The following is a 21019-nucleotide window of genomic DNA, read 5'->3' on the forward strand; positions in this document are numbered from 1 at the left end:
TTTTATAAGCTATAAAACCATGCGCGCGGGAAGTCGCGACGCGCGTCGGAAAAGGAGCACCCCATGGAATCCTCTCCGTCTGTCGCTGGCCCCGAGCAGGCTTCGGAATCCCTCCCCATTGCCCTGAACGATGTAGCCCGGGCTTGGCGGTCCCGGTTGGACGAACGCCTTCGCCCCCTTGGCCTGTCGAGCGCCATGTGGGCCGTCATCCGCCGCCTGGCCACCGGCCAGGCGGCGTTGACCCAACGCGAGCTGGCCGAGGCCGTGGGCATCGAAGGCCCAACGCTGGTGCGCCTGCTGGACCGGCTGGAACAGCACGGCATCGCTAGGCGTGTGTCCGATCCCCGTGACCGGCGCATCAAGCGGGTGGAACTGGCCGAACAGGCCAGGCAGAACTGGGACGCCTCCCTGAAGGCCGGACTGGAGCTCAGCAGCGAACTGACGCGAGGCATCTCGCCCAAGGACCTCGAAACCACGCGCACGGTCCTGCGCACCATGCTCGAACGCCTCTAAAGGCGGCCCAATACCGGCCTTTTCCATCCCGATGGTTTGGGGCGCCTGGCTGCGAAAGCAGTGACGTTTTCCAGTTGGTTGCCCCAAACCTTACCGATGCCGGTCGTACGCAAGCTCTCGTTCCAAATATCCTCCCCAGTCCATGCCCTTCCCAGGCGCGCCGTCAAGCTTCTCCCTCACGCCGCGCCTGGCCCATGCGTCTTTCCTTTGCTCCATCAGCAGCCGTATTTCGGGTTGTTGGCTGCCCTGGCTCAAAGGACTAGGACGTCAGGCCCGTCTGGCTGCCTCGGCCCAGGCAATCTCCCGGATGATGGACTGCGTGACGCCCCCGGCCGTCAGTTCCGGCGGCAGCACGCTCCAGGTGTAGGTCTCCACTTCCAGCGGCGTGTCCGGGTGAAACAACGGCAAGGCCTGGCGCAAAAAGGCCTGGGTGGTGGCGCACTGGGGCAATGACTCGATGAAAATGGGCATGTGGAAATGCACACGCCAGGATTCCACCCCCGAAAGCCGCGCAGCCAGGGCCTGGGGCAGATCGTCAAACCGGACCAGCTCGCCGCCCTGCAGTCGGGCCACGGCCTGATGCAGATAGACAGGCTCCACGAAACGGGCCAGTTGCGTCAAATCGCCGCCGTCGAGGTGCAGGGCTGAAGACACCTGCACCTGCCCCACTTCGATGCCGCGCCCGGCGAGCAAGGTCAGGGACTCGGCCGGATCCTCGTATTGCAGGGCCTGATGGCAGCAGTCGTAGCAGACGCTCAAATGGGCCATGTGCTCGGGCGGCGCGTCCACGGCCTCGAAAAAAGCGGCCATCTCGGCGGTGGTCTCGATGCGGCAGCCGGGTTCGGCTTCCACGGCCAGGCGGATACGCCGACCGGTTTCCTCGTAGAGCCCGGCCAGGGCGGCCAGGACGCCGCGCAGAGAAGCGTAGGCCGCCGGCAGGTCCTCGTCGGGAAAGCCTTGGCGAAAGCCCAACGGCACGGTGGAGATGGCTCCGGTTCCACCCTCGGGGAGCCAGCCGGTCAGGAGCCGGGCCAGACGCAGGGCGTAGGCGGCGCGCTCGGGGTCGCGCCAGTCGGGCCGGTAGACGGCCTCCTTGACCGGCACGTCGTGGAAGCGGCCGTAGGGAAAGCCGTTGATGGTGCGAACGGCCAGGTTACGGGCGGCCAGTTCCCCGGCAAAGGCCCGGGCCGCCTCGGCGTCGCACTCCAGGCTGGCCCGGCCCGACAGCCGCAGCCCCACGGGAAAGGGCCGGTCCGGGCAGACGGCGGCGGCCACCGCAGGGGCGTGGTCCCACAAGCCTTGGCAAATCTCGCCAAAGCTCTCGCCGGGATGGATGTTCGTGCAGTAGGTGACAGGTTCCATGGTCCCCTCTCTCCCCAATTGGGGGGTCCGGGGGCCTCAGGCCCCCGGCCGCCGGAGGCTTCTTTATTGCCTCCCCGCCAGTTCGGCGCGGGCGGCTTCGAGTTGGGGCGCATCGACGGCGTGGACTTCAATGCGTTGTCCGATGCCGGTCAGCATGGACAAATGGAGCCGGCCGCCGAGGTGTTCACGGAAGGCTTCGATGGCCGCGGCCATGTCCAGGTCGGCCAGGGCCGGATGCCACACGGCCAGTCCCAGGGCGTCGAGCAGGGACAGCGCCTGTTCGGCCTCGGCCCGGGAGAGCAGGCCGGTGCGGCAGGAATAGAGGGTGTCGAGGGCAATGCCCACGGCCACGGCCTCGCCGTGGCGCAGTTCGCCCCGGGTTGCCTCTTCCAGGGCATGGGCCGCCCAGTGGCCGAAATCGAGCGGTCGGGCCGAACCGAGTTCAAAGGGGTCGCCGCCGCCGGCGATATGCTGCAGATGGGCCTCGGCGCAGCGCACGTTGGCTTCGAACAGCGCCTCGTCGTCGCCGGCGGCGAGCCTGGGGGCCAGCTCGACCAGACGGGCGAAAAAGAGCGGATCGCGCACCAGGGCGACCTTGACCGCTTCGGCCAGTCCGGCCAGCACGTCGCGGCGGGGCAGTGTGGCCAGCAGGGCATGGTCGCTCACCACCGCGTACGGCGGGGCAAACGCGCCGATGTAGTTCTTGCGGCCGAAATAGTTGATGCCGTTTTTGACGCCCACGCCGGCGTCGTTCTGGGCCAGGACGGTGGTGGGCATGCGGATGAGCCGCACGCCCCGGTGGGCGGTAGCCGCGCCGAAGCCGGCGGCGTCGAGAAAGGCCCCGCCGCCGATGGCCAGCACAAAGGACTGGCGGCACAGTTTGCCCCGAAAGGTCAACTCCCACACGGCCTGGACCACGGCGAAGTCGGCTTTGGCCGCCTCGCCCCCGGGCAGGATAAGCGGCGCTTCGACCAGGGCCATGACGTCGCCGTGGGCGGCGGCATAGGCGGTGACGCGGCCGGGCAGGCCGGGGTCGGCAGCGACCAGGCCGGCGTCGCAGACCACGCCGACTTTGCGCGGCCCTGCTCCGGCCTGGGCCAGGATGTCGGCCAGGACGGAATTGGCGGGGTCAAAGGCCTTACGGGTGAAGACCACGGGAAAATCGAACGTGGGCGCGATATGCTGGGCAATGGCGACGGTCATGGAGCCTCATGGGTGACGTGCGGCGGCGCGAATGTCGCGGCCACGAAAAGCGCCTCTGGCGTTTCGCGGCCAACAGTCTAAAACCAATCATTTTTCTTAAAAAACACCAGGGTATTTTTCAAGGAACGCGACGCGAGCCGGCGCGGATTGCTAACGTCCGGCCCGTATACCCGTATTATTCGCTTTTTTCCAGAGGGGCGGCCACGGCGTCCAGAACGCCGACCCGCGAGAGCGCCTCGTAGAGCACCACCGAGGCGGCGTTGGCCACGTTGAGGCTGCGCACCTGGCCCCAGATGGGGATGGTGACCAGCCGGTGGGCGGCGGCCAGCACCTCTTCGGACAAGCCGCTTGATTCCGTGCCGAAAAGCAGGATGTCGTCGGCCTCGAAGGGAAAACGGTGATGGGGTACGACGGCGTGTCCCCGGTTGCCGGCGGTGGCGGCCACCAGCCGCCGGCCGGCCCGGGCGGCGGCGAAGGACGGGAAATCTTCCCAGACCGTCAGGTTCACGTGGGGCCAGTAGTCGAGACCGGCCCGCTTGAGGTAGCGGTCGGCCAGGGAGAAGCCCAGGGGTTTGACGAAATGCAGCGGCGTCTTGGCGGCGGCGCACAGCCGGGCCACGCTGCCGGCGTTCTGGGGGATCTCCGGGGCGACAAGGACCAGTTCGATCACGCCGTCTCCCGGGTGTAGGGGACGTCCTTGCGGTAGACCGTGCCCTGGAAGCTGGCGATGACGTCGCCCATGTCGTTGCTGATGGTCACGGCGTAGGTGGCCATCTTGTTGCCCAGGGAAATTTCGGTGGCCTCGGCGTAGAGGGTGGAACCCAGGCCGGCCTTGACGTAGGCAATGGAGGCGGCCACGGCCAGGCTCAGCTTGCCGTGGGCATTGGAGGCCACGGCAAAGGCCAGATCGGCCAGGCTGAAGATCGCCCCGCCGTGGGCCACGCCGGCCCCGTTGCGATGGTCGTCGGTGAGGTCCATGGCCGTCTTGGCGTAGCCGGGCCGGGCCTCGACGATGCGGATGCCAAGCATCCGGGCGAACCGGTCGCGGTCGAGAAACCACTGCATGTCCATGGGAAACGCTCCTTTGCCCGCCTTGGCAGGCGGGGCCTGGGGATGGAACGCCGGGGCGGCGGATTTGTCAAGCCGGGCGTTTGGGGCTATACGGAGCCAGCCCTTTGAGGGGGAATCCGCCATGCTGCGTCACGTTCATCACGGGCCGGGCCAGAAGCCGCGAAACCGGCCGTGGCCCACGGTTTTGGCCACGCTGTTGGCCGCGCTGAGTCTGGCCGCGCTGCTCGGCGCGCCGGCCCTGGCCGCGCCGCCGGGACCGGCCGACCTGTCGCGGTCCATCGAGACGGCCCGGGTGGCCATCGCCGGGCATGAGAAGACCATCGTGTCCTATGACGCGGAGATGCGCTCGCTGACCGGCAACGACCCGGCCTCGGCCCGGCGACGCGAGGAAATCCGCATCATCAAGCAGCATTACGTTCGGGAAATCGAGGCCCTCAAGGCAAAGATCATCGATGACTACAAAAAAATCCAGGAATTCAAGGCCCGTGGCATATTCTAGCAACATGCCGACGGACCAAAACAAAAGCGCCTCGCTTTCGCGAGGCGCTTCGGATTGGTTCGGTGGTGGGCGATCGGGGATTTGAACCCCGGACTTCCACCGTGTGAAGATGGCACTCTAACCGCTGAGTTAATCGCCCGTCGAAGAATGTACGTGGGACCCCCTCCCCTGGCAAGCATTATTTTGCAAAAAGCCAAAAAAACAACGGCCGACCAGCGGATAAAACAACAACACACTGAAAACAAAGGACAAACCAAGACATGCGACTGCTCGTGACCGGAGGCTGCGGCTTCATCGGCTCCAACTTCATCCGCGACATGCTCACCCGCCACGAAGGAATCTCCATCGTCAACCTCGACCTGCTCACCTACGCCGGCAACCGGCAGAGCCTGGCCGACGTCGAGGCCGCTTTCGGCGGCTCGCGCTACCACTTCGTGCGCGGCGACATCGCCAACAGCGAGCTGGCCCTCTACCTCTTGGAGGAGCACAAGATCGAAGCCGTGGTCAATTTCGCGGCCGAATCCCACGTGGACCGCTCCATCACCGACGCCACGCCCTTTGTGCGCACCAACGTGCTCGGGGCCCAAAGCCTCCTCGACGCCGCCAGGCATTACGGCGTGCGCCGCTTCGTCCACGTCTCCACCGACGAGGTCTACGGCACGCTCGGGCCGGACGGGAAGTTCTCCGAGGCAACGCCCTTGGCTCCCAACAGCCCCTACTCGGCCAGCAAGGCCGGGGCCGACATGCTCATGCGGGCTGCCTACGAGACCTTCGGCATGGACGTGGTGGTCACCCGCTGCTCCAACAACTACGGCCCCTACCAGTTCCCGGAAAAGCTCATTCCGCTGATGTTCTCCAAGGCCATGGCCGACGAGGCCCTGCCGGTCTACGGCGACGGGCTCAACGTGCGCGACTGGATCTACGTCATCGACCACTGCCGGGGCGTGGAACTGGCCCTCATGAAGGGCCGGCCGGGCGAGGTCTACAACTTCGGCGGCGACGCGGAAAAGCCCAATATCGAAGTCGTGCGCACCATCCTGGCCGCCCTGGGCAAACCCGAAAGCCTCATCCGCTACGTCACCGACCGGCCCGGCCACGACCGCCGCTACGCCATGGACTTCACCAAGGCCGCCCGGGAGCTGGGCTTTGCTCCGGCCTGGGACTTCACCCGGGGCATCGCCGAGACCATGGCCTGGTACCGCGCCAATGGCGCATGGCTCGACAGCGTCAACAGCGGCGCTTACCGCCAGTTCATGGCTTCCTGGTACGGAGAACGGGCATGAGCGGGGACGCCAAAGCCCCCCGCGCCATCGTGCTGGGCGGCCTGACCGGACTGGTCGGCCGCCCGCTGTCGCGGGTCATGGAAGAGGCGGGCTTCGCCGTGTTGCCGACCACGCGCACAATCCTCGACCCCTTTGACATGGAGGCCTTGGCCCGGGAGATCGAACGGTTCGAGGCGACCCATGTGGTCAACACCGTAGCCTACACCGCCGTGGACGCAGCCGAGGACGAGGCTGACGAGGCCTACCGCCTCAACCGCGACCTGCCCGGCCGGCTGGCCCGGGTCTGCCGCAAGGCCGGCGCGACACTGGTGCATCTGAGCACGGATTTCGTGTTCGACGGTTCCAAGGGCACGCCCTATGTCGAGGACGACGCGCCGAACCCGGAGTCGGTCTACGGGGCGAGCAAGCTGGCCGGCGAGCGGGCCATCCTGGATTCGGGGCTGGAGGCGTTCCAGATCCTGCGCACGGCCTGGCTCTACGGCCCGGGCAAGAAGAACTTCGTGGCCACCATCCTCGGGCTGGCCAAGACCCGGGAGGAACTCAAGGTGGTGGCCGACCAGATCGGTTCGCCCACCTACACCCTTGATCTGGCCGGCTGGATCGCCGATCTGGCCCGCACCGAGGCCGCCGGCATCTTCCACGCCGTAGGCTCGGGCCAGGCCAGCTGGTGCGAGCTGGCCGCCGAGGCCGTGGCCGCCTCGGGCCTGCCCTGCCGCGTGCTGCCCATCCCTTCCGACGCCTACCCGCAAAAGGCCAAGCGCCCGCCCTACTCGGTCCTGGACAACGCCAAGCTGGCCGCGGCCATCGGCCGCGCCCCCCGGGCCTGGACCATCACGGTGCGGGAATACGTCTACGAGCTGATGCAGGCGTCGGCCTGATCCGAAAACCCCATCGACATGGGCAGGGTGAAGCAGAAGGCCGCGCCCTGCCCGGGCTCGGACTCCGCCCAGATGCGCCCGCCATGGGCGGCCACGATGCCTTCGGCGATGGCCAGCCCCAGGCCCAGGCTCTTTTCTCCGGCCGTGGGCCGGGCCGAGAGGCGCTCAAAGGGCTTGAACAGGCGGTGGCGCTCTTCGGCCAGGATGCCCGGCCCCTGGTCGGCCACCCGCACCACCACCTCGTCTCCAGCCGGGCGCAGGGTCAGGCGCACCAGGCTGCCGGGCGGGGAAAACTTCACGGCGTTGGACAGCAGGTTGTCCAGCACCCGGGCGATGAGGTCGGGGTCAAGGTTCATGGGCGGCAGCTGCGGGGCGCGGGTTTCCACCCGGATGGACTTGCCGGCGGCGGTGGCCTCGGCCAGCCTGGCCCGCTCCAGGGCCAGGGCGTCGAGGTGGGCCAGGACCAGGGCCGGTTCGAACCGGCCGGTCTCCAGGCGGGTGAGATCTTGCATGTTGGAAGCCAGGGAACACAGCCGCCGGCCGGCCTGGCTGATGACGGCCGCCATTTCGCGCACTTCCCCGCCGATCTCGCCGCACACCCCGTCGAGGATGAGGTTGGCCGCGCCGACGATGCCCCCGGCCGGGCTTTTGAGATCATGGGCCAGCATGGACAAAAACATGCGGCGCAGCCGTTCCAAGCGCTTGATTTCGAGCATCCGTTCCACGGCTTCCACGCCGTGGAGCACCCGGCAATAGAGTTCCTCGCGCTCAAAGGGCTTGTGCAGGTAGTCGTCGCCGCCGTTTTTGAGAAACTCCGCCGAGATGGAACGCGGGGCCTTGCCTGAGATGCCGATGAGGCAGATCTCGCGCAGCCGAAACCGCCGTCGTATGGTCCGGGTCAGCTCCACGCCGTTTTGCACCGGCATGTCGTAGTCGATGATGACCGCCGCGATGTCCGGCCGGTGTTCGAGAATGGCCAGGGCCTTGGCGGCCGAGGCGGCCATGTGGACCCGGAACTGGTAGCGGCGCAGCAGCCGGCGCAGAAAAAGGCGCATGAAGGCCGAATCTTCCACGATGAGGATGCGGGCGGAGCGGTTTTTGAGCAACCGGTCCACATACCGGGCCACCGCAGCCGGGTCCTCGGCCTCGGCCACCACGAAATCGATGGCGTCGAGTTCCTGGGAAAGATTGCGAAACTGCGGCCGGTAACACTCGGCCACGGCCAGCCAGGGCACCCCGCTTGTCGCCGAGGCGGCGGCCAGACGGCGCACGGCCTCCTCAGGCAGGGTCAAATCCACCACGCACAGCAAGAACGCCCCGTCGCCGTCGCCCCGGCAAAGCGCGTCCGCCGCCGCGCCGGGATCGTGAATCTGGACGGCCCCCAAGCCCGACAGCGAACCGCAATGGCGCACCACGGCCGCAGCCAGGCAGGGATTGTCGGAGACAAGGAGAATCTTCGGGTCGGACATGGCGGGTGGCGTCTCTCCCTTTGAATATGGAAGTTTTTTTAACAGATGCCCGCAGCCAGGGCAATGGCGCAGTGCGCCCCTTTCCCCGTGGGTCCCTTGCCCGACGCCGCCCGCCCGGCTAACATGAGCCATGGTTTCCGTTGTCCTGCCCGCGCGAAACGCCGCCGCCGTCCTGCCTGCCGCCCTGGAGAGCCTGGCCGCCCAAACCCTGGACGACGTTGAAGTCCTCGTCATCGACGACGGTTCCGACGACGGCGGCGCCACCAAAAACGTCGCCACGTCCATGGCCGGCCGCGACCGACGTTTTCGGCTCATTTCCCGGCCCCACGAAGGCATCGCCGCCGCCCTGAACGCCGGCCTGGCCGCCGCCCGGGGGCGCTACGTGGCCCGTCTGGACGCCGACGACGTCTGCCTGCCCGAGCGGCTGGCACTCCAGGCCCGCCACCTCGACGCCCATCCATACCTCGGGCTGGTCTCCTGCCGGGCGGCGTACGGCGGCGATGCCGAGGCCTGCCGGGGCTATCTGGCCCATATCGAATGGTGCAACACGGTGGCCTCCCCCGAAGCCATCCGCCAGGCCATCTTCCGGGAATCCCCCCTGCCCCATCCCACGGTGATGTTTCGCCGGGAGCTGCCGGCCCGTTACGGCGGCTATCGCCAGGGCGATTTCCCCGAGGACTACGAACTGTGGCTGCGCTGGCTGGAAGCCGGCGTGGTCATGGACAAGCTGCCCGAGACGCTTGTGGTCTGGAACGATCCGCCGGGCCGGCTTTCGCGCACCGATCCGCGCTACGCCCCGGAAGCCTTTTTCCGCATCAAGGCCGGCTACCTGGCCCGACGCCTGGCCAAGGTGAATCCTTTCCATCCCCATATCGTGGTGGCCGGAGCAGGACGCGTCACCCGTCGCCGGGCCGAACTGTTGTGCGAGCACGGCATTGTCATCGACGCCTGGCTCGACATCGATCCGCGCAAGATCGGACTGCTGCTTGGCGGCCGGCCGGTGCTGCATTACAACGACGCCCCGGGGCCGCAGGCGTGTTTCATCGTTCCCTATGTGGCCAGCCGAGGGGCTACTGATGTAATTTTGAACAGACTTGGCGAGTTCGGTTTCGTTCCAGGCCGCCACTGCCTGCCAGCCGCCTAATTTCGCCCCGTCTCTTGCCTTGTTGCCGGAAGTCCTTTACGGAAGCCCCTGGCGGCTTTTGCCTTGGGGCAAATCGGTGCATCATTCCCCGGAGTATCAGGCATGACTTGGCGACGGCTTGAGAGCCTGCGCACAAGGCTGCTGTGGCTTGTCGCGCTGACCCTGGCCCCGGTCCTGGCGCTGCACGTCGCCTCGGCCGTGGAAAAACAGCGTTCCGCCCGGGCCGCCGTGGACCGGGGGCTGCACAGCATCGCCGACCTGGCCGCCGGCAACGCCCGAAGCCTCCTTGAGGACGACGCCAACATCCTGCGGGGCATCGCCAGAATCGCGGTCATCAGGTCCGGCGCCCCTGAAGAAGCGTCCCTTCTGCTTACCGACGCCCTGGCCGTCTTTCCTTCCTTCAAGGACTTGATCCTGGTGCGCCCCGACGGCACGGTGACGGCAGCCTCCGCCCAACCGGACAGGCCGACGCGAAGCCTCGGCGACCGCCCCTGGCTGCGCCAGGCCTTGGACGCGCCAGCGGCCTGCGTCATCGCTTTCGGGCCGGACACCATCGACGGCGCGCCGGGCCTGGTGCTGGCCCAGGCCGTGCGCGGCCCGGACGACACGCTCGTCGGCGTGTGCGCGCTGACCCTGGCCCCGGACTGGTTCGCCGCCATCTTCCGGGACATCCGGATGCCCCAGGCCGCCCGGGCCTGCTTGTTCTCCGAGGCGGGGACAGTGCTGACCACTTGGCCGCCAAAACCGCAAGCCGCCGGCAAGACCGTGGCCGGCGCGGACGTCGTCCTGCCGCGCCTTTACGAGGCGGCGAGCCTGGTCTGGACCGGCCAGGGGCCGGACGATGAAATACGGCGCGCCGTGTTCGCGCCCGTGGCCGCCCCTGGCGGGCAACGTCTGTTTATCCGCTTAAGCCAGCCCCAGGCCATCCACGAGGCCCTGCTCCTCGGGGCCTGGCAGCGCGACATGCTCCTTTTCGGCCTGGCCGTGGCCCTGGCCCTGGCCGCCGCCTGGTGGTTCAACCGGGCATTTCTCCTGCGCCCCATGGGCCAGTTCGTGACCATGGCCCAGGATATGGCCGCCGGCAACCTCGACCGCCGCTCGGGTCTGGCCGAGAGCAAGGGCGAGATGGGCGAACTCGGCCGAGCCCTGGACGCCATGGCCGACAAGCTCGAAGAACGCATCCGCTTCACCCAGGAGCTCATCGACGCCATTCCCGCGCCGATATTCTACAAAGATCTCGAAGGGCGTTACCTGGGCTGCAACGCCGCCTACGAGCGCGCCATCCGCCCCCTGCCCCGCATCCGCAGGCGCACCGTTCATGAATTGGAACTCCCGGCCCAGGCGGCGCTATGCGCCAAGACCGACCGCGCCGTGCTCTCAGGCGAGGCTGAAACCGTTGAATACGAAACATCACTCATCTTCAGCGACCAGACCGCCCACGACGTGGTGGTCTTCAAGAGCCGATTCCATGATGTCGCCGGCCGCACAGCCGGGGTCATCGGCGTACTGCTGGACATCACCGGCCGCAAGCGCTCCGAAGCCGAACTCCTGGCCTCGCGCACCCGCTACAAGCTGCTCCTGGACAGCATGGGCGACGGCTTTGTCGTCATGTCCAGCGACTTCCGACTGGTGGAATCCAACCCGGCTTTTCAGGAAATGACCGGCTACGGCCCGGACGAACTGACGGCAATGACCTACCACGACATCACTCCCGAGGCCTGGCACGAGCCTGAGCAGCGCCTTCTGGCCGAAGTGGACGCCAAGGGGTCCGCCGAGGTTTTCGAGAAGGAATATCGCCGCAAGGACGGCACGATCCTGCCCGTGGCCGTGCGCCCGCACCGCCATCCCGAAAGCCCGGGCGAGGATCGCCGCTATTTCGCGGTGGTGCGCGACATCGCCGACGTCAAGGCCATCGAGGCCGACCTGCGCCAAGCCAAGGAGGCGGCCGAAACCGCCAACCGGGCCAAAAGCGATTTCCTGGCCAAAATGAGCCACGAGATCCGCACCCCCCTGCACGCCGTCATTGGCATGACCGAGCTGACTCTTGGCACCGAGCTTTCCCCCCAGCAGCGCGACGCCCTGGAAACCGCCCGGGAGGCCGCCGGCAATCTGCTGGGCATCATCAACGACGTGCTGGATCTGTCGCGCATCGAGGCCAAGGGGCTGGAACTGGTCATCCAGGACTTCGATCTGCGACGCACCCTGGCCGGCGTGGCCCGCACCCTGCGCCCCCAGGCTGCCCGCAAGGGCCTTTTCCTCACCCTGGCCGTGGCCCCGAACACCCCCCGCCATGTCCGGGGTGACCAGGGACGGGTGCGGCAGATCCTGCTCAACCTCGTGGGCAACGCCGTCAAGTTCACCCGGGAAGGCGGCGTCACCGTCACCGTCGCCGCCCCGGACGGCGACCCCGGCCAGTTGGAACTGGCCGTGGCCGACACCGGCATCGGCATCGCCCCGGACCGTCTGGAACGCATCTTCGACATGTTCACCCAGGCCGACCGCACCGTAGCCTTGAATTTCGGCGGCACGGGCCTGGGGCTGGCCATCTGCCGCGAACTCGTCCGCAGCATGGGCGGCGAGATTGCCGTGGACAGCGTTCCGGGCCAAGGCACGGTCTTTCGGGTCAGGCTGCGTCTCACCCCGGCCCAGGTCGTCCCCACCGAGCCGGCCCGACGCCCGGTGGCCGCGCCCCAGGCCGACGCCAGTCCCCTGCGCGTGCTGGTGGCCGAGGACAACCCAATAAACGTCAAGGTGGCGACCACCTTTTTAAGTCGTCGGGGCCACCAGACCACGGTGGCCGCCAACGGCGCGCGCGCCCTGGAATGCCTTGGCCGGGAAACCTTCGATCTGGTGCTCATGGATGTGGAGATGCCCGAACTCGACGGCATGGAGGCCACCCGCCGGCTGCGGGCGGGCCTGGCCGGCGAGGCCAACCGCTGTGTGCCCGTGGCGGCCATGACCGCCCATGCCCTGGCCGGCTCCATGGAACGCTGCCTGGCCGCCGGCATGACGGAATTTCTGCCTAAACCCCTGGATTTTGCGCTCTTGGCCGAGCTTTTGGCCCGAGTGGCGTCCAACGAGGCCGGCCCGGCCGTTGCGAAACCGGCCGCCCAGGCCACGCCGGAAACCGCCGCCGTCCTGGAACGCGAGGCGGCCCTGCGCCGTCTGGGCGGCGACGAAGCCTTGCTGGCCGAGGTGGAAGAGGATTTCCTGCGCCAGTACCCCCGCAAACTGCGGCTGATCCGATTGTGCAGCGACGCCGAAAACTGGGAGGAGGCCGCCCTGGCCGCCCATTCGCTCAAAAACGTGGCCGGAGCCGTCGGCGCGGAAGCCGCCCGGCGGCTGGCCGGACAACTGGAAGACCAGCTTCGCCGGCGCGACGCCGAGGCGGCCCATGAAACGGGCCTGGCCCTCAAAAAAAACCTGGACGAGGCCGCCGCCGCCATCCGTAGCGCCAAGCCGACGCTGGGGAACGCCGCCCCCCGGACGTAGCAAAACCGAAAGCCGCGCCAGGCCGGCGCGGCTTTCGGAAAGACCGGCCCGAGCCGGCGTCTCGTGTCGCGTCCCCGAAAAGCCTCCAGGACAATGCGCGAACAACAGACCGCAACCAGTACGTATTCTTAAAAAACTCTCGTATTTTTCAGGAACGCGGCACTAGCCCACGGGCAGGATTTTACGGCCGTACTGTTCTTCCAATACTTCGGCCATGGCCAGATAGCAGGCGCTGGCCCCGCACACGATGCCCTCGTAGCCGGCCAGCCGGCCGATGGCTTCCGACCCCAGCCAATCCCGCAAGGCCAGTAGGAAAAACAGCACCGTCAGCGAGCCGAAAATAAACCGCAGAACCAGCGAACCGCGCAAGGTTCCGAAGAACATAAACAAGGTGAAAAGCCCCCACAAAAAAAGATACCAGCCCATGAAGGCATGGGGCGTGGGGTCGGCCAGCCCCATCTTGGGCAGCAGGATGAGCCCGGCCAGGGTCAACCAAAACAGGCCGTAGCTGGCAAAGGCCGTCAGCCCAAAGGTGTTGCCCTTTTTAAATTCCATGATTCCGGCGATGACCTGGGCCACGCCGCCGTAGAAGATGCCCATGGCCAGCACCATGGACCCCACGGGAAACCACCCGGCGTTGTGGATGTTGAGCAGGATGGTGGTCATGCCGAAGCCCATGAGTCCCAGGGGGGCGGGATTGGCCAATTTCGTTTCCATTATAGCCTTCCTGTGGCGTCGAGGGTGAAGCTTGGCGACCCCGCCGCGGGACGCTTCAGCCGCAAGTCCCCTGCAATAGAGACTTTGGGACGCCAGGTAAAGACGTCAGACGAGTCTTGGCCCCACGCCTTGCAGGCGTTTTTTTGACGACGTCGGCAGACATCCGGTCTTGGCGTCGGCCGCTGCAAGGCCGGAGCAAGGGACAGGCGCGCCGGGCTTGGCGCGAGGCCGGCGTCCAAGCCAGGGACCAGCCGGCGGCGCCGTTGGCAGCCCCCTTTGCCCGGGACGTCCCACCGGCCAACCGTTGGGGCTCAGCCCGTTTCCACCCGGTCGCGGCCCAGGCCCTTGGCCGCGTACAGGGCGTGGTCGACCCGGGCCAGCAGGCTCTCGGCCGACTCTCCCGGCCGGGCTTGGGCCACGCCGAAGCTGCAGGTGAGACGCCCCACTTCCGCCAGATCAAGGCCGGCCACGTCCAGACGCAGCTTCTCGGCCAGGACGCAAGCCTCGGCCAGCCCCAGGCCGGGACAGCAGATCAGGAATTCCTCACCGCCCCAACGCCCCACCCCCAGCCCGTCGGGCACGGCCTGGCGCAGCAGATCGGCCAGGGCGCGCAGCACATCGTCGCCGCGCAGATGGCCATACCGGTCGTTGACGGCCTTGAAGTGGTCGATGTCGAACATGATAAGACTCAGCCGACGCCCCTGGCGGCACAGCGCATCAAGGCCGGCCAGCAGCTGCTGCTCGGTGTGCTGGCGGTTGGCCAGTCCGGTGAGCATATCGGTGGTGGACAGGCGGGCCAGTTCGATGTTGGTGAGCGCCAGCCGGGCATGGGCCTCAGCCAACTGGTTCTGGGTGTTTTTGAGTTCGGAGACATCAACGCCGATGGCGTAGCGCACCACCCGGCCGTCGGGCCAGGTCATGGCCCGGACCTGCATCTGGTACCAGCGGTCGTCGGACTCGTTGAAGTGCTCAAAGACCCGGGTCTCGCCGTTTGGCAGCCCCTGAGGCGTGAGCAGTTCGCCCAGGCGGCACCAGGGGCAGGGCTCGGCCCGCTCGTAGAGGGCTTCGTGGCACAATTCGTCGGCATGTTGGCCGAAATGCTCGTAAAAAGCCCGATTGCTGTAGACGATGCGGTAGGTGGCGGCGTCCACCACGTAGATGCCGAAGGGAATGAGATCGAAATGGCTCTCGAACAGGGCGTTTTCCATCATCACAAGGCGGCTCCGCCGCGGGGCAGGGTCACGATCACGGCGGTGCGGCCCGGGACGCCGGCGTCGAGTTCGATGGTCCCGCCATGGGCCTTGGCGGCCAGGGCGGCGGAATAAGCCCCAAGGCCGGTGCCGGAACGTTTGCCCAGGGTGACGTACTTGTCAAACATGCGGTCACGGATGGCGGCGGGCACTTCTCCCTGGTTGCGCACCACCAGGGCCACGTTCTCTTCTCCCACGACAACATCCACTTCCACGTCGCCGCCCTCGGGCGAAGCCTCAAGGCCATTGACCACAAGATTTTGGAGCATCGGCCCCAAGAGCAGGTCGTCGCCGGGAACTTCCACCCGGGCCCCGGCCGGAACCGGGCCCCCAGCCAGGGCGGCATGAAGCTTTCGCCCCCGGGCCATGGGCATGGAAGACAGCCGAGAACAAGTGCGCATGGCCAGATCGACCAGATCCACCGGCCGGGGGGACAGCACGAAATCGCCGGTTTCCAGACGATAGAGCACCAGGGACTGGTTGAGCATGTCGAGCATGGAATGGGCGGCCTGCTCCATGAGCGACACGATGTGGGCCGCCTCGGGGGGCAGGTCGTAGTTTTCCAGCAGCACCTGGGGCAAGCCGATCAGCGCCGACAACGGCGCCTTGAGGTCGTGGCGGGCGATGCGGTCCACGTGTTCGCGCAGGTCCATGTTCTGGCGCAGCAGCGTGTTTTGTCCGGCCAGGTCCTTATTGCGGATGGCCAGCTCGGCGTGCGCTTCGGCCAGCCGGTTCTGGGTCTCCTTGAGCTCGGAGATGTCCACGGCGATGGCGTACTTGACCACCCGGCCGTCAGGCCAGCCCATGGCCTTTTCCTGGATCTGGGCCCAGCGTTCGTCGCGTTCGTTGTAGAGGTCGTAGACGGCGGTGCGGCCGTTGGGCAGGCCGTCGGGAGTTAGCAGTTCCGGGATGCGGCAGTGCAGGCAGGGGGCGTCGTTGTCGTAGACCACCTTGTAGCACTTGCCGCCCTCGGCCGGGCCGAGGTTCTCCCGGGAGTGGCGGTTGAGGAAAACCACTTCGTAGGTGGCCACGTCCACGACGTAGATGCCGAAGGGAATGACGTCGAAATGCGTCTTTAACAGCGCGCTTTCGAGCATGGAGCCGCTTTGCATCACAAGTATTTCGCCGCCACGGTTTCCAGGGTCTCGGCCAGTTTTTCCTGTTTGACGGGCTTTAAGATGTAGCCCTTGGCTCCGGCTTCTATGGCGTCCATGACCATCTGCTCCTGGCCGTGGGAGGTGACGATGACGATGCAGGCCCCGGGATGCACGGCCAGGATGCGACGGGTGGCCTCTATGCCGTCCATGTCGGGCATGGTGATGTCCATGGTGGTGACGTCGGGGGCGGCTTCGGCGTAGACGTCCACAGCCTGTTGGCCGGTGGAGGCCATGGCGACGACCTGATGTCCGAGTTCTTCCAGGAGCTTGGCCATTTTCTTCACGGTGAGGCCGGAGTCGTCCACCACCAGGATTCGCAGGGATCTCATGCCTTACTCCTTCACATATTCAAGGGCGTCGTCAAAGAGTTCGCCCGGACCGATGAGGTGGATGGCCAGGGAGCCGGAGGAGGCGGCGAGTTCGGCCGAGGCGAATTTGGCCCCGCGGTGGCGCATCACGGATTTGGCTTCGGTGAGGATAATGGGCGGCGACAGGGCGATGGCCCGGCCGGTGGCGGCCACGTCGGCCAGGGCGTTGCCCACGATGATGTTGATGATGTCGCCGGCGGTTTCCTGGATGGCGTCGTCGCGTTCGTCCTCGGCGATGTCGAGGTCGGCGGTGTAGGCGGCAAAGGCCGCCTCGATAAGGGCGGCGTCGAAGCTGTAGGCCAGATAGAGCTTGAGCTGCCCGGTGGCGCTTAAAATGGCGGTCAGATGGCGCAGGTCGAGCTTTTGCACGTCGTCGAAATGATACAGGGGTTCCTTGACGGCTATGTCCAGTTCCTCGGCGAAAAACGCCCGGGTGCGCGTGGCCAGGGCGTCGAGGAAGGCTTTGAGATCCAGTTGTTCGGTCATAACGTCTCCCGAATGTCAGGCTTGGGCGTCAAGAATGGGTACTTCGACGCGAAGGCGCGAGCCGCGCCCGGATTGGCTGATCAAAACGGCCGCCCCGCCCAGACGCTGGGCTTCGGCCCGCACGGCGGCCAGTCCCACGCCGCGCCCGGAGAGTTCTCCGACGCTACGGCGCGAGGAAAAACCGTCGCGAAAAAGCAGTTCGATCACGGCGGCGTCGTCCATGGCAGCCAGTTCCTCGGCCCCGGCCAGGCCGACCTCGAAGGCCCGGGAACGCACGGCTTCCACGTCCACGCCCCGGCCGTCGTCGGCCACCTCGATGACCAGCCGGCCGTTGTCGGCCGCGACCCGGCAGCTGATGGACCCGGCTTCGTCCTTGCCGGCCTCGGCCCGCTCGGCCGGTGTTTCCAGGCCGTGGTCCACGGCGTTGCGAAAGGCGTGGACCAGGGCCTTGACCAAGGCGCCCAGGCGGTCGGGATCGACGGCCACGGTCTGGCCTTCCACGGCAAAGGGGGCCAGGAGCTTGCCCTGGCCGGCGGCCAGGCGGGCGGCCAGACGCGGATAGGCGGCCAGAAGCTTTTTGACGTCCACATGGCGCAGGGTGCGGGCGGCGGCCAGCACCGAGCGGTCCCGTTCGCCAAGGGGCACTTCGTCCAGGCGCGTCAGCAGCCGGTCGGCCAGTTCGGCCAGGGCCTCGGCCAGCTCCGCGCCAAGACAGATCTCGCCCCGGCGATCGAAAAATTCCTCGCCAAGCGCGTTTCGCACCACGGCGATGTCCCGGTTAAGCGCCTCGTCCACCTCAGGATCGGCCAGTGCCTCGGCCACGGCCGAAGCCTGGGGGGCATCCTCTCGGGCCAGACCGGCCAGACGCGTTTCCACGGCATCCAGAGCGGCCGCGACATGGGCGCATTCCAGTTGCAAAAACAAGCCCTTGAAGGTGTGCACCTGTCGATAAACGGACTCCAGGGCAGCCCGGCCGTCGGCAGCGCCGGAAACGAAGACCTGACCTGATTCCCGGAATCCGGCGAAGCTGTCAAGGACGGCGAAAAAGTCGCGCTGCTCCCGCACCGCCGCCACCACGCAGGCCAGGCGGTTGCGCTCCCGGGCCACGGCGTCCTTGAGGCGCGCCTCGTCGGTGACGTCGGTGATGACGAACATGAGCCGCCCCCCGTCCAAGGCGCGATAGGCCAGACGCAGGGTCCGGCCGCCCAGCCGGGCAACCTTTTGCATCAGCGACAGATAGAGGTCGCGGCGATAGGCGTCGGCCTCGTCGGCCACCCGCCGGATGTTGATGGTCAAGGCCTCCCTGGCGGCCGGGTCATCCGGGAAAAGCAGCTCGGCGACGTTTCGGCCCTCGATTTCGCCGCCGAAAATGGCGCGGCATTCCTGGCTGCACCGCGGCCCGACCAAGCCGTCGCGGTCCACCGACAAGAACCCCTGGCCGGCGTTGTCCAGCAGCGCGGCCATGTCGCGGTTGGCGGCGTCGAGGTCCTCGTGGGCCTGGCGGATGGCCCGGTTGAGCCGGGCAAGCTTGCGGTTCCACCAGACGATGACGGCCAGGACGGCGGCGGCGATGGCCAGGGCCTTCCAGAACCGGGTATAATCGAAGCTTTCCTCGAAGGTGACGGCCACCCATTTCTTGATGACCGCCTCGGTCTCGGCCTTGGTCAGGGTGTTGACGGCCTTTTGGAACAGCGAAGCCAGCTCCGGTTCGTCGTCGCGGCTGGCCACGGCCAGGTCGAGCTGGGCGTCGAGGCGGCCGGCGATCTTGAGGTCGCTGAAATGGTCCTTGGCGATGGCCTGGCTGATGGCCGGCACGGTGTCGATGTAGCCGTAGAGCTTGCCGTCGGCGACCAGCCGCAGGCCCTCGGTGACGCTTGGCACCTCGACCAGCCGCATTTCCGGGTATTTGGAACGCAGGATGTCCAGGCTGGAGTAGCCGTTGACCACGCCCAGGTCCTTGCCGGACAGCCCGGCCGGATCGTCGATGAAGGGCGTTTTGGCCAGGGTGGCCACCACCATGGGGAAACGCAGGTAGGGCGTGGTGAAATGGAGAAACCGCCGCCGCTGCTTGGTGTCGCCGGCGGCCGGCAGGAAATCGCAGCGATGCTCACGCACGGCGGACAGGCTCTGGCTCCAGGAGCTGGTGGGCACCAGGACCACGGGCACGCCCAGGCGCTCGCTCATGACGCCCAGCAGATCGGCGGCGATGCCGACATGGCGGCCGTTTTCGTCGATGCGCTCAATGGGGGCCCAATCCGGGTCCACGCAAAACGACAGGGCTTTCTTGCGGGCCAGATAGTCCTTCTCCCGATCCGTGAAGGTCAGTCCCGTGTGCGTGTCAGCCGGCTTGCCCATGACCTCGGCGACGTTTTCTCCGGACTGGGCCCCGGCCTTGTACAGCGGCAGCCAGCGGGAGAGCAGCGCGGCCTTTTCCGATTCCGTCACCGATTCATGGGCTTTTTGCAAAATGGACGCCAGCAGCGGCCAGTCGTTGCGCACCAGGGAATAGATCTTGAACTGATAGTCCAACAGTCCGGAAATCTTGACGTTGGCCAGTCCCGATTTGCGGATGGCGTAGGAAGCCACGGCCATGTTCTCCACGGCGGCGTCGGCCTTGTGGGTGGCCACCAGCGACAGGGCCGCATAGGGATCGGCGGTCTCGACGAGTTCCAGGCCCGGGGCCTTCTCGCGCAGGTATTCCTCGGCCGTGGAGCCTCGGGCCACGGCCACGCGCTTGCCGGCCAGGGTCTCCAGGGACCAGGCCGCGGCGTCGTCCCGGGCGGCCACGGCCAGGGGGAACTGCCAGTAAGGGCCGGCGAAAAGCGCGTAGGTGGCGCGGTCGGCGGTCTTGCCGGTGCCGTCCACCAGATCGATGCGTTTGTCGCGCAGGGCATCAAGAACGAGCTGAAAATCCAGCCCGTCACCCAAGGTCTGGAACCGGAAGGCCAGGCCCGTGCGCTGGGCGATAAGGGCGTAATAGTCGTGAAAAAGGCCCTGCTGCCGGCCGTCGGCCACGATGGACAGCGGCGGCCAGTCCACGTCGCTGACCGTGACCACGGGATGGGCCTCGATGAAGGCTTTTTCCTCGGCCGTCAGGTCCAGGGCCGCAGCCCAAGCACCCGCTCCCCCGAAAACACCAAGTGCGACAAGGACGGCCGCAAGCCGCCAGACAAAGGACGCACGCAAAAAACGCATCATGCAGACCCCGTTGTTCATCCGGCCCGCAGCATAGCGCAGCCTGTCTCGAAGCCCAACCCCAAAAATCGGGCTATTCGCTCCCAGGCGAGACCTCAAGGGCTATGGTGTGGCGCAGGCGCGCGGCGGCCGCGGCGCCCCGGAAGGAACCGGTGACCGGCGCGGCGTCGTCGGGGTGGGGGGCGGCGGCCAGGACCACGTGGCGGTCGGTGACGGCCAGGCCCAGGGAGGGATCGAAACCGCGCCAGCCGCCGCCGGGCAGATAGGCCTCGGCCCAGGCGTGCAGATCGCGCTCGTCGCTGTCCGGGTCGCCTTCGTGGTAGCCGCTGACGAAACGGGCCGGGATGCCGACCTGGCGGCAGGCGGCGATGAAGACCTGGGCCAGATCGCGGCAGGCCCCTTTTCTCCTGGCCAGGACCGTGTCCGGAGCCATGAGGCCTGGCTCCAGGCGGGCGGAGGTGGCCAGCCGGGCGTGCATCCGGCCAAGCAGCTCCATGGCGAAGGTCTGGGGCGTGGTCGCGCCGTCGGCAAGGATGGCCTCGGCCAGTTCGGCTGTCCGGGAGGAGGCCCCGGCCACCGGCGCCAGGCAGTCTCCGGCCAGCCAGGCCTCTCCCGGCGCAAGGGGCACGGGCAGCACGGCCCGGGGCGTTTCGATGAGATAGTCGAAGGGGTTGTCGCGAAGGGTCGCCACCGTCGTCTCGGTGGCCACGGTCAGATGGTCGGTGAGGCCGGAAAACCAGACCGACAGGACGGTGTTGCCCCAGGCGTCGGTGACAAGGGTCCGGCCGGCCGGTTCGGGCTCAATGGCGACGGAAAAGGCCAGCAGCCGCTGGGCGGCGTCGCCCCGGGGCACGAGGCGCAGCAGATGCGGTTCCAAAAAGACCTCGCGCCCGTAGTCGTAACGGGTGCGGTGGACGATGCGGCAACGCACG

Annotated in this window: 18 protein-coding genes and 1 tRNA gene; 6 read left to right on the forward strand and 13 right to left on the reverse strand. The window is 67.1% G+C overall.

Annotated features, from left to right (window positions below):
- Window positions 1-63: 63 nt before the first annotated feature.
- The gene (locus C3Y92_RS13275; RefSeq protein WP_129353272.1) at window positions 64-513 is read left to right on the forward strand and encodes a MarR family winged helix-turn-helix transcriptional regulator; all 450 of its coding nucleotides are present in this window, start codon (window positions 64-66) and stop codon (window positions 511-513) included.
- 267 nt (window positions 514-780) lie between these two features.
- Here C3Y92_RS13275 and eboE read toward each other — a convergent pair whose 3' ends face one another.
- The 4 genes from eboE to C3Y92_RS13295 form a co-directional block, all read right to left on the reverse strand.
- Entirely contained in the window at window positions 781-1875 is a 1095-nt protein-coding gene (eboE, locus tag C3Y92_RS13280) for a metabolite traffic protein EboE (protein WP_129353274.1), read from the reverse strand.
- A gap of 63 nt (window positions 1876-1938) precedes the next feature.
- Window positions 1939-3078, reverse strand: coding sequence for a 3-dehydroquinate synthase (locus C3Y92_RS13285; RefSeq protein ID WP_129353276.1), 1140 nt, complete (start codon window positions 3076-3078; stop codon window positions 1939-1941).
- A 175-nt stretch (window positions 3079-3253) separates the two neighbouring features.
- Window positions 3254-3748, reverse strand: coding sequence for a tRNA (cytidine(34)-2'-O)-methyltransferase (locus C3Y92_RS13290; RefSeq protein ID WP_129353278.1), 495 nt, complete (start codon window positions 3746-3748; stop codon window positions 3254-3256).
- Complete coding sequence (locus C3Y92_RS13295; RefSeq protein ID WP_129353280.1) at window positions 3745-4149, reverse strand: PaaI family thioesterase; 405 nt, start codon at window positions 4147-4149, stop codon at window positions 3745-3747. Before C3Y92_RS13295 ends, C3Y92_RS13290 begins: the two co-directional genes overlap by 4 nt.
- Before the next feature lie 121 nt (window positions 4150-4270).
- Between C3Y92_RS13295 and C3Y92_RS13300 the strand changes: the two genes are divergently transcribed.
- On the forward strand, window positions 4271-4648 hold the full coding sequence (locus tag C3Y92_RS13300) for a hypothetical protein (protein WP_129353282.1): 378 nt from the start codon (window positions 4271-4273) through the stop codon (window positions 4646-4648).
- Between the two features lie 63 nt (window positions 4649-4711).
- Here the strand turns inward: C3Y92_RS13300 and C3Y92_RS13305 are convergent.
- A tRNA-Val gene (locus C3Y92_RS13305) sits at window positions 4712-4787 on the reverse strand.
- 121 nt (window positions 4788-4908) lie between these two features.
- On the opposite strand from C3Y92_RS13305, the gene rfbB reads away from it, so the two are divergent.
- Together rfbB and rfbD are read left to right on the forward strand one after the other, a co-directional pair.
- Window positions 4909-5931 carry a dTDP-glucose 4,6-dehydratase gene (gene rfbB / locus C3Y92_RS13310; protein ID WP_129353284.1) on the forward strand — a complete coding sequence of 341 codons (1023 nt, stop codon included), beginning with the start codon at window positions 4909-4911 and terminating at the stop codon, window positions 5929-5931.
- Window positions 5928-6809 carry a dTDP-4-dehydrorhamnose reductase gene (gene rfbD, locus C3Y92_RS13315; RefSeq protein WP_129353286.1) on the forward strand — a complete coding sequence of 294 codons (882 nt, stop codon included), beginning with the start codon at window positions 5928-5930 and terminating at the stop codon, window positions 6807-6809. Before rfbB ends, rfbD begins: the two co-directional genes overlap by 4 nt.
- Here rfbD and C3Y92_RS13320 read toward each other — a convergent pair.
- Window positions 6782-8278, reverse strand: a complete 1497-nt coding sequence (locus C3Y92_RS13320) for a hybrid sensor histidine kinase/response regulator (RefSeq protein ID WP_129353288.1) — start codon at window positions 8276-8278, stop codon at window positions 6782-6784. The genes rfbD and C3Y92_RS13320 overlap by 28 nt on opposite strands.
- Window positions 8279-8408: 130 nt before the next feature.
- Between C3Y92_RS13320 and C3Y92_RS13325 the strand changes: the two genes are divergently transcribed.
- Together C3Y92_RS13325 and C3Y92_RS13330 are read left to right on the forward strand one after the other, a co-directional pair.
- Window positions 8409-9422 carry a glycosyltransferase family 2 protein gene (locus C3Y92_RS13325; protein WP_129353290.1) on the forward strand — a complete coding sequence of 338 codons (1014 nt, stop codon included), beginning with the start codon at window positions 8409-8411 and terminating at the stop codon, window positions 9420-9422.
- Window positions 9423-9524: 102 nt separating this feature from the next.
- Window positions 9525-12914 (forward strand): ATP-binding protein, encoded by a 3390-nt coding sequence (locus C3Y92_RS13330; RefSeq protein WP_129353292.1) that lies wholly within the window; start codon window positions 9525-9527, stop codon window positions 12912-12914.
- A 162-nt stretch (window positions 12915-13076) separates the two neighbouring features.
- Here the strand turns inward: C3Y92_RS13330 and C3Y92_RS13335 are convergent, their stop codons facing one another.
- The 7 genes from C3Y92_RS13335 to C3Y92_RS13365 all read right to left on the reverse strand — a co-directional run bounded on the left by C3Y92_RS13335 (window position 13077) and on the right by C3Y92_RS13365 (window position 21018).
- Window positions 13077-13631, reverse strand: coding sequence for an acetate uptake transporter (locus C3Y92_RS13335; protein WP_129353294.1), 555 nt, complete (start codon window positions 13629-13631; stop codon window positions 13077-13079).
- Between the two features lie 311 nt (window positions 13632-13942).
- On the reverse strand, window positions 13943-14842 hold the full coding sequence (locus C3Y92_RS13340) for a GGDEF domain-containing protein (protein WP_129355887.1): 900 nt from the start codon (window positions 14840-14842) through the stop codon (window positions 13943-13945).
- A complete protein-coding gene (locus C3Y92_RS13345; RefSeq protein ID WP_235669488.1) occupies window positions 14842-15978 on the reverse strand; it encodes a sensor histidine kinase in 1137 nt (378 codons plus the stop codon). Before C3Y92_RS13345 ends, C3Y92_RS13340 begins: the two co-directional genes overlap by 1 nt.
- 14 nt (window positions 15979-15992) lie before the next feature.
- Window positions 15993-16367 (reverse strand): response regulator, encoded by a 375-nt coding sequence (locus tag C3Y92_RS13350; RefSeq protein ID WP_129353296.1) that lies wholly within the window; start codon window positions 16365-16367, stop codon window positions 15993-15995.
- 3 nt (window positions 16368-16370) lie between these two features.
- Window positions 16371-16892 carry a chemotaxis protein CheX gene (locus tag C3Y92_RS13355; protein ID WP_129353298.1) on the reverse strand — a complete coding sequence of 174 codons (522 nt, stop codon included), beginning with the start codon at window positions 16890-16892 and terminating at the stop codon, window positions 16371-16373.
- 15 nt (window positions 16893-16907) lie between these two features.
- The gene (locus C3Y92_RS13360) at window positions 16908-20090 is read right to left on the reverse strand and encodes a transporter substrate-binding domain-containing protein (protein WP_235669489.1); all 3183 of its coding nucleotides are present in this window, start codon (window positions 20088-20090) and stop codon (window positions 16908-16910) included.
- A gap of 70 nt (window positions 20091-20160) precedes the next feature.
- Complete coding sequence (locus C3Y92_RS13365) at window positions 20161-21018, reverse strand: transglutaminase family protein (RefSeq protein ID WP_129353302.1); 858 nt, start codon at window positions 21016-21018, stop codon at window positions 20161-20163.
- Window position 21019 lies beyond the last annotated feature (1 nt).

This window comes from Solidesulfovibrio carbinolicus, assembly GCF_004135975.1.
GTDB lineage: Bacteria > Desulfobacterota > Desulfovibrionia > Desulfovibrionales > Desulfovibrionaceae > Solidesulfovibrio > Solidesulfovibrio carbinolicus.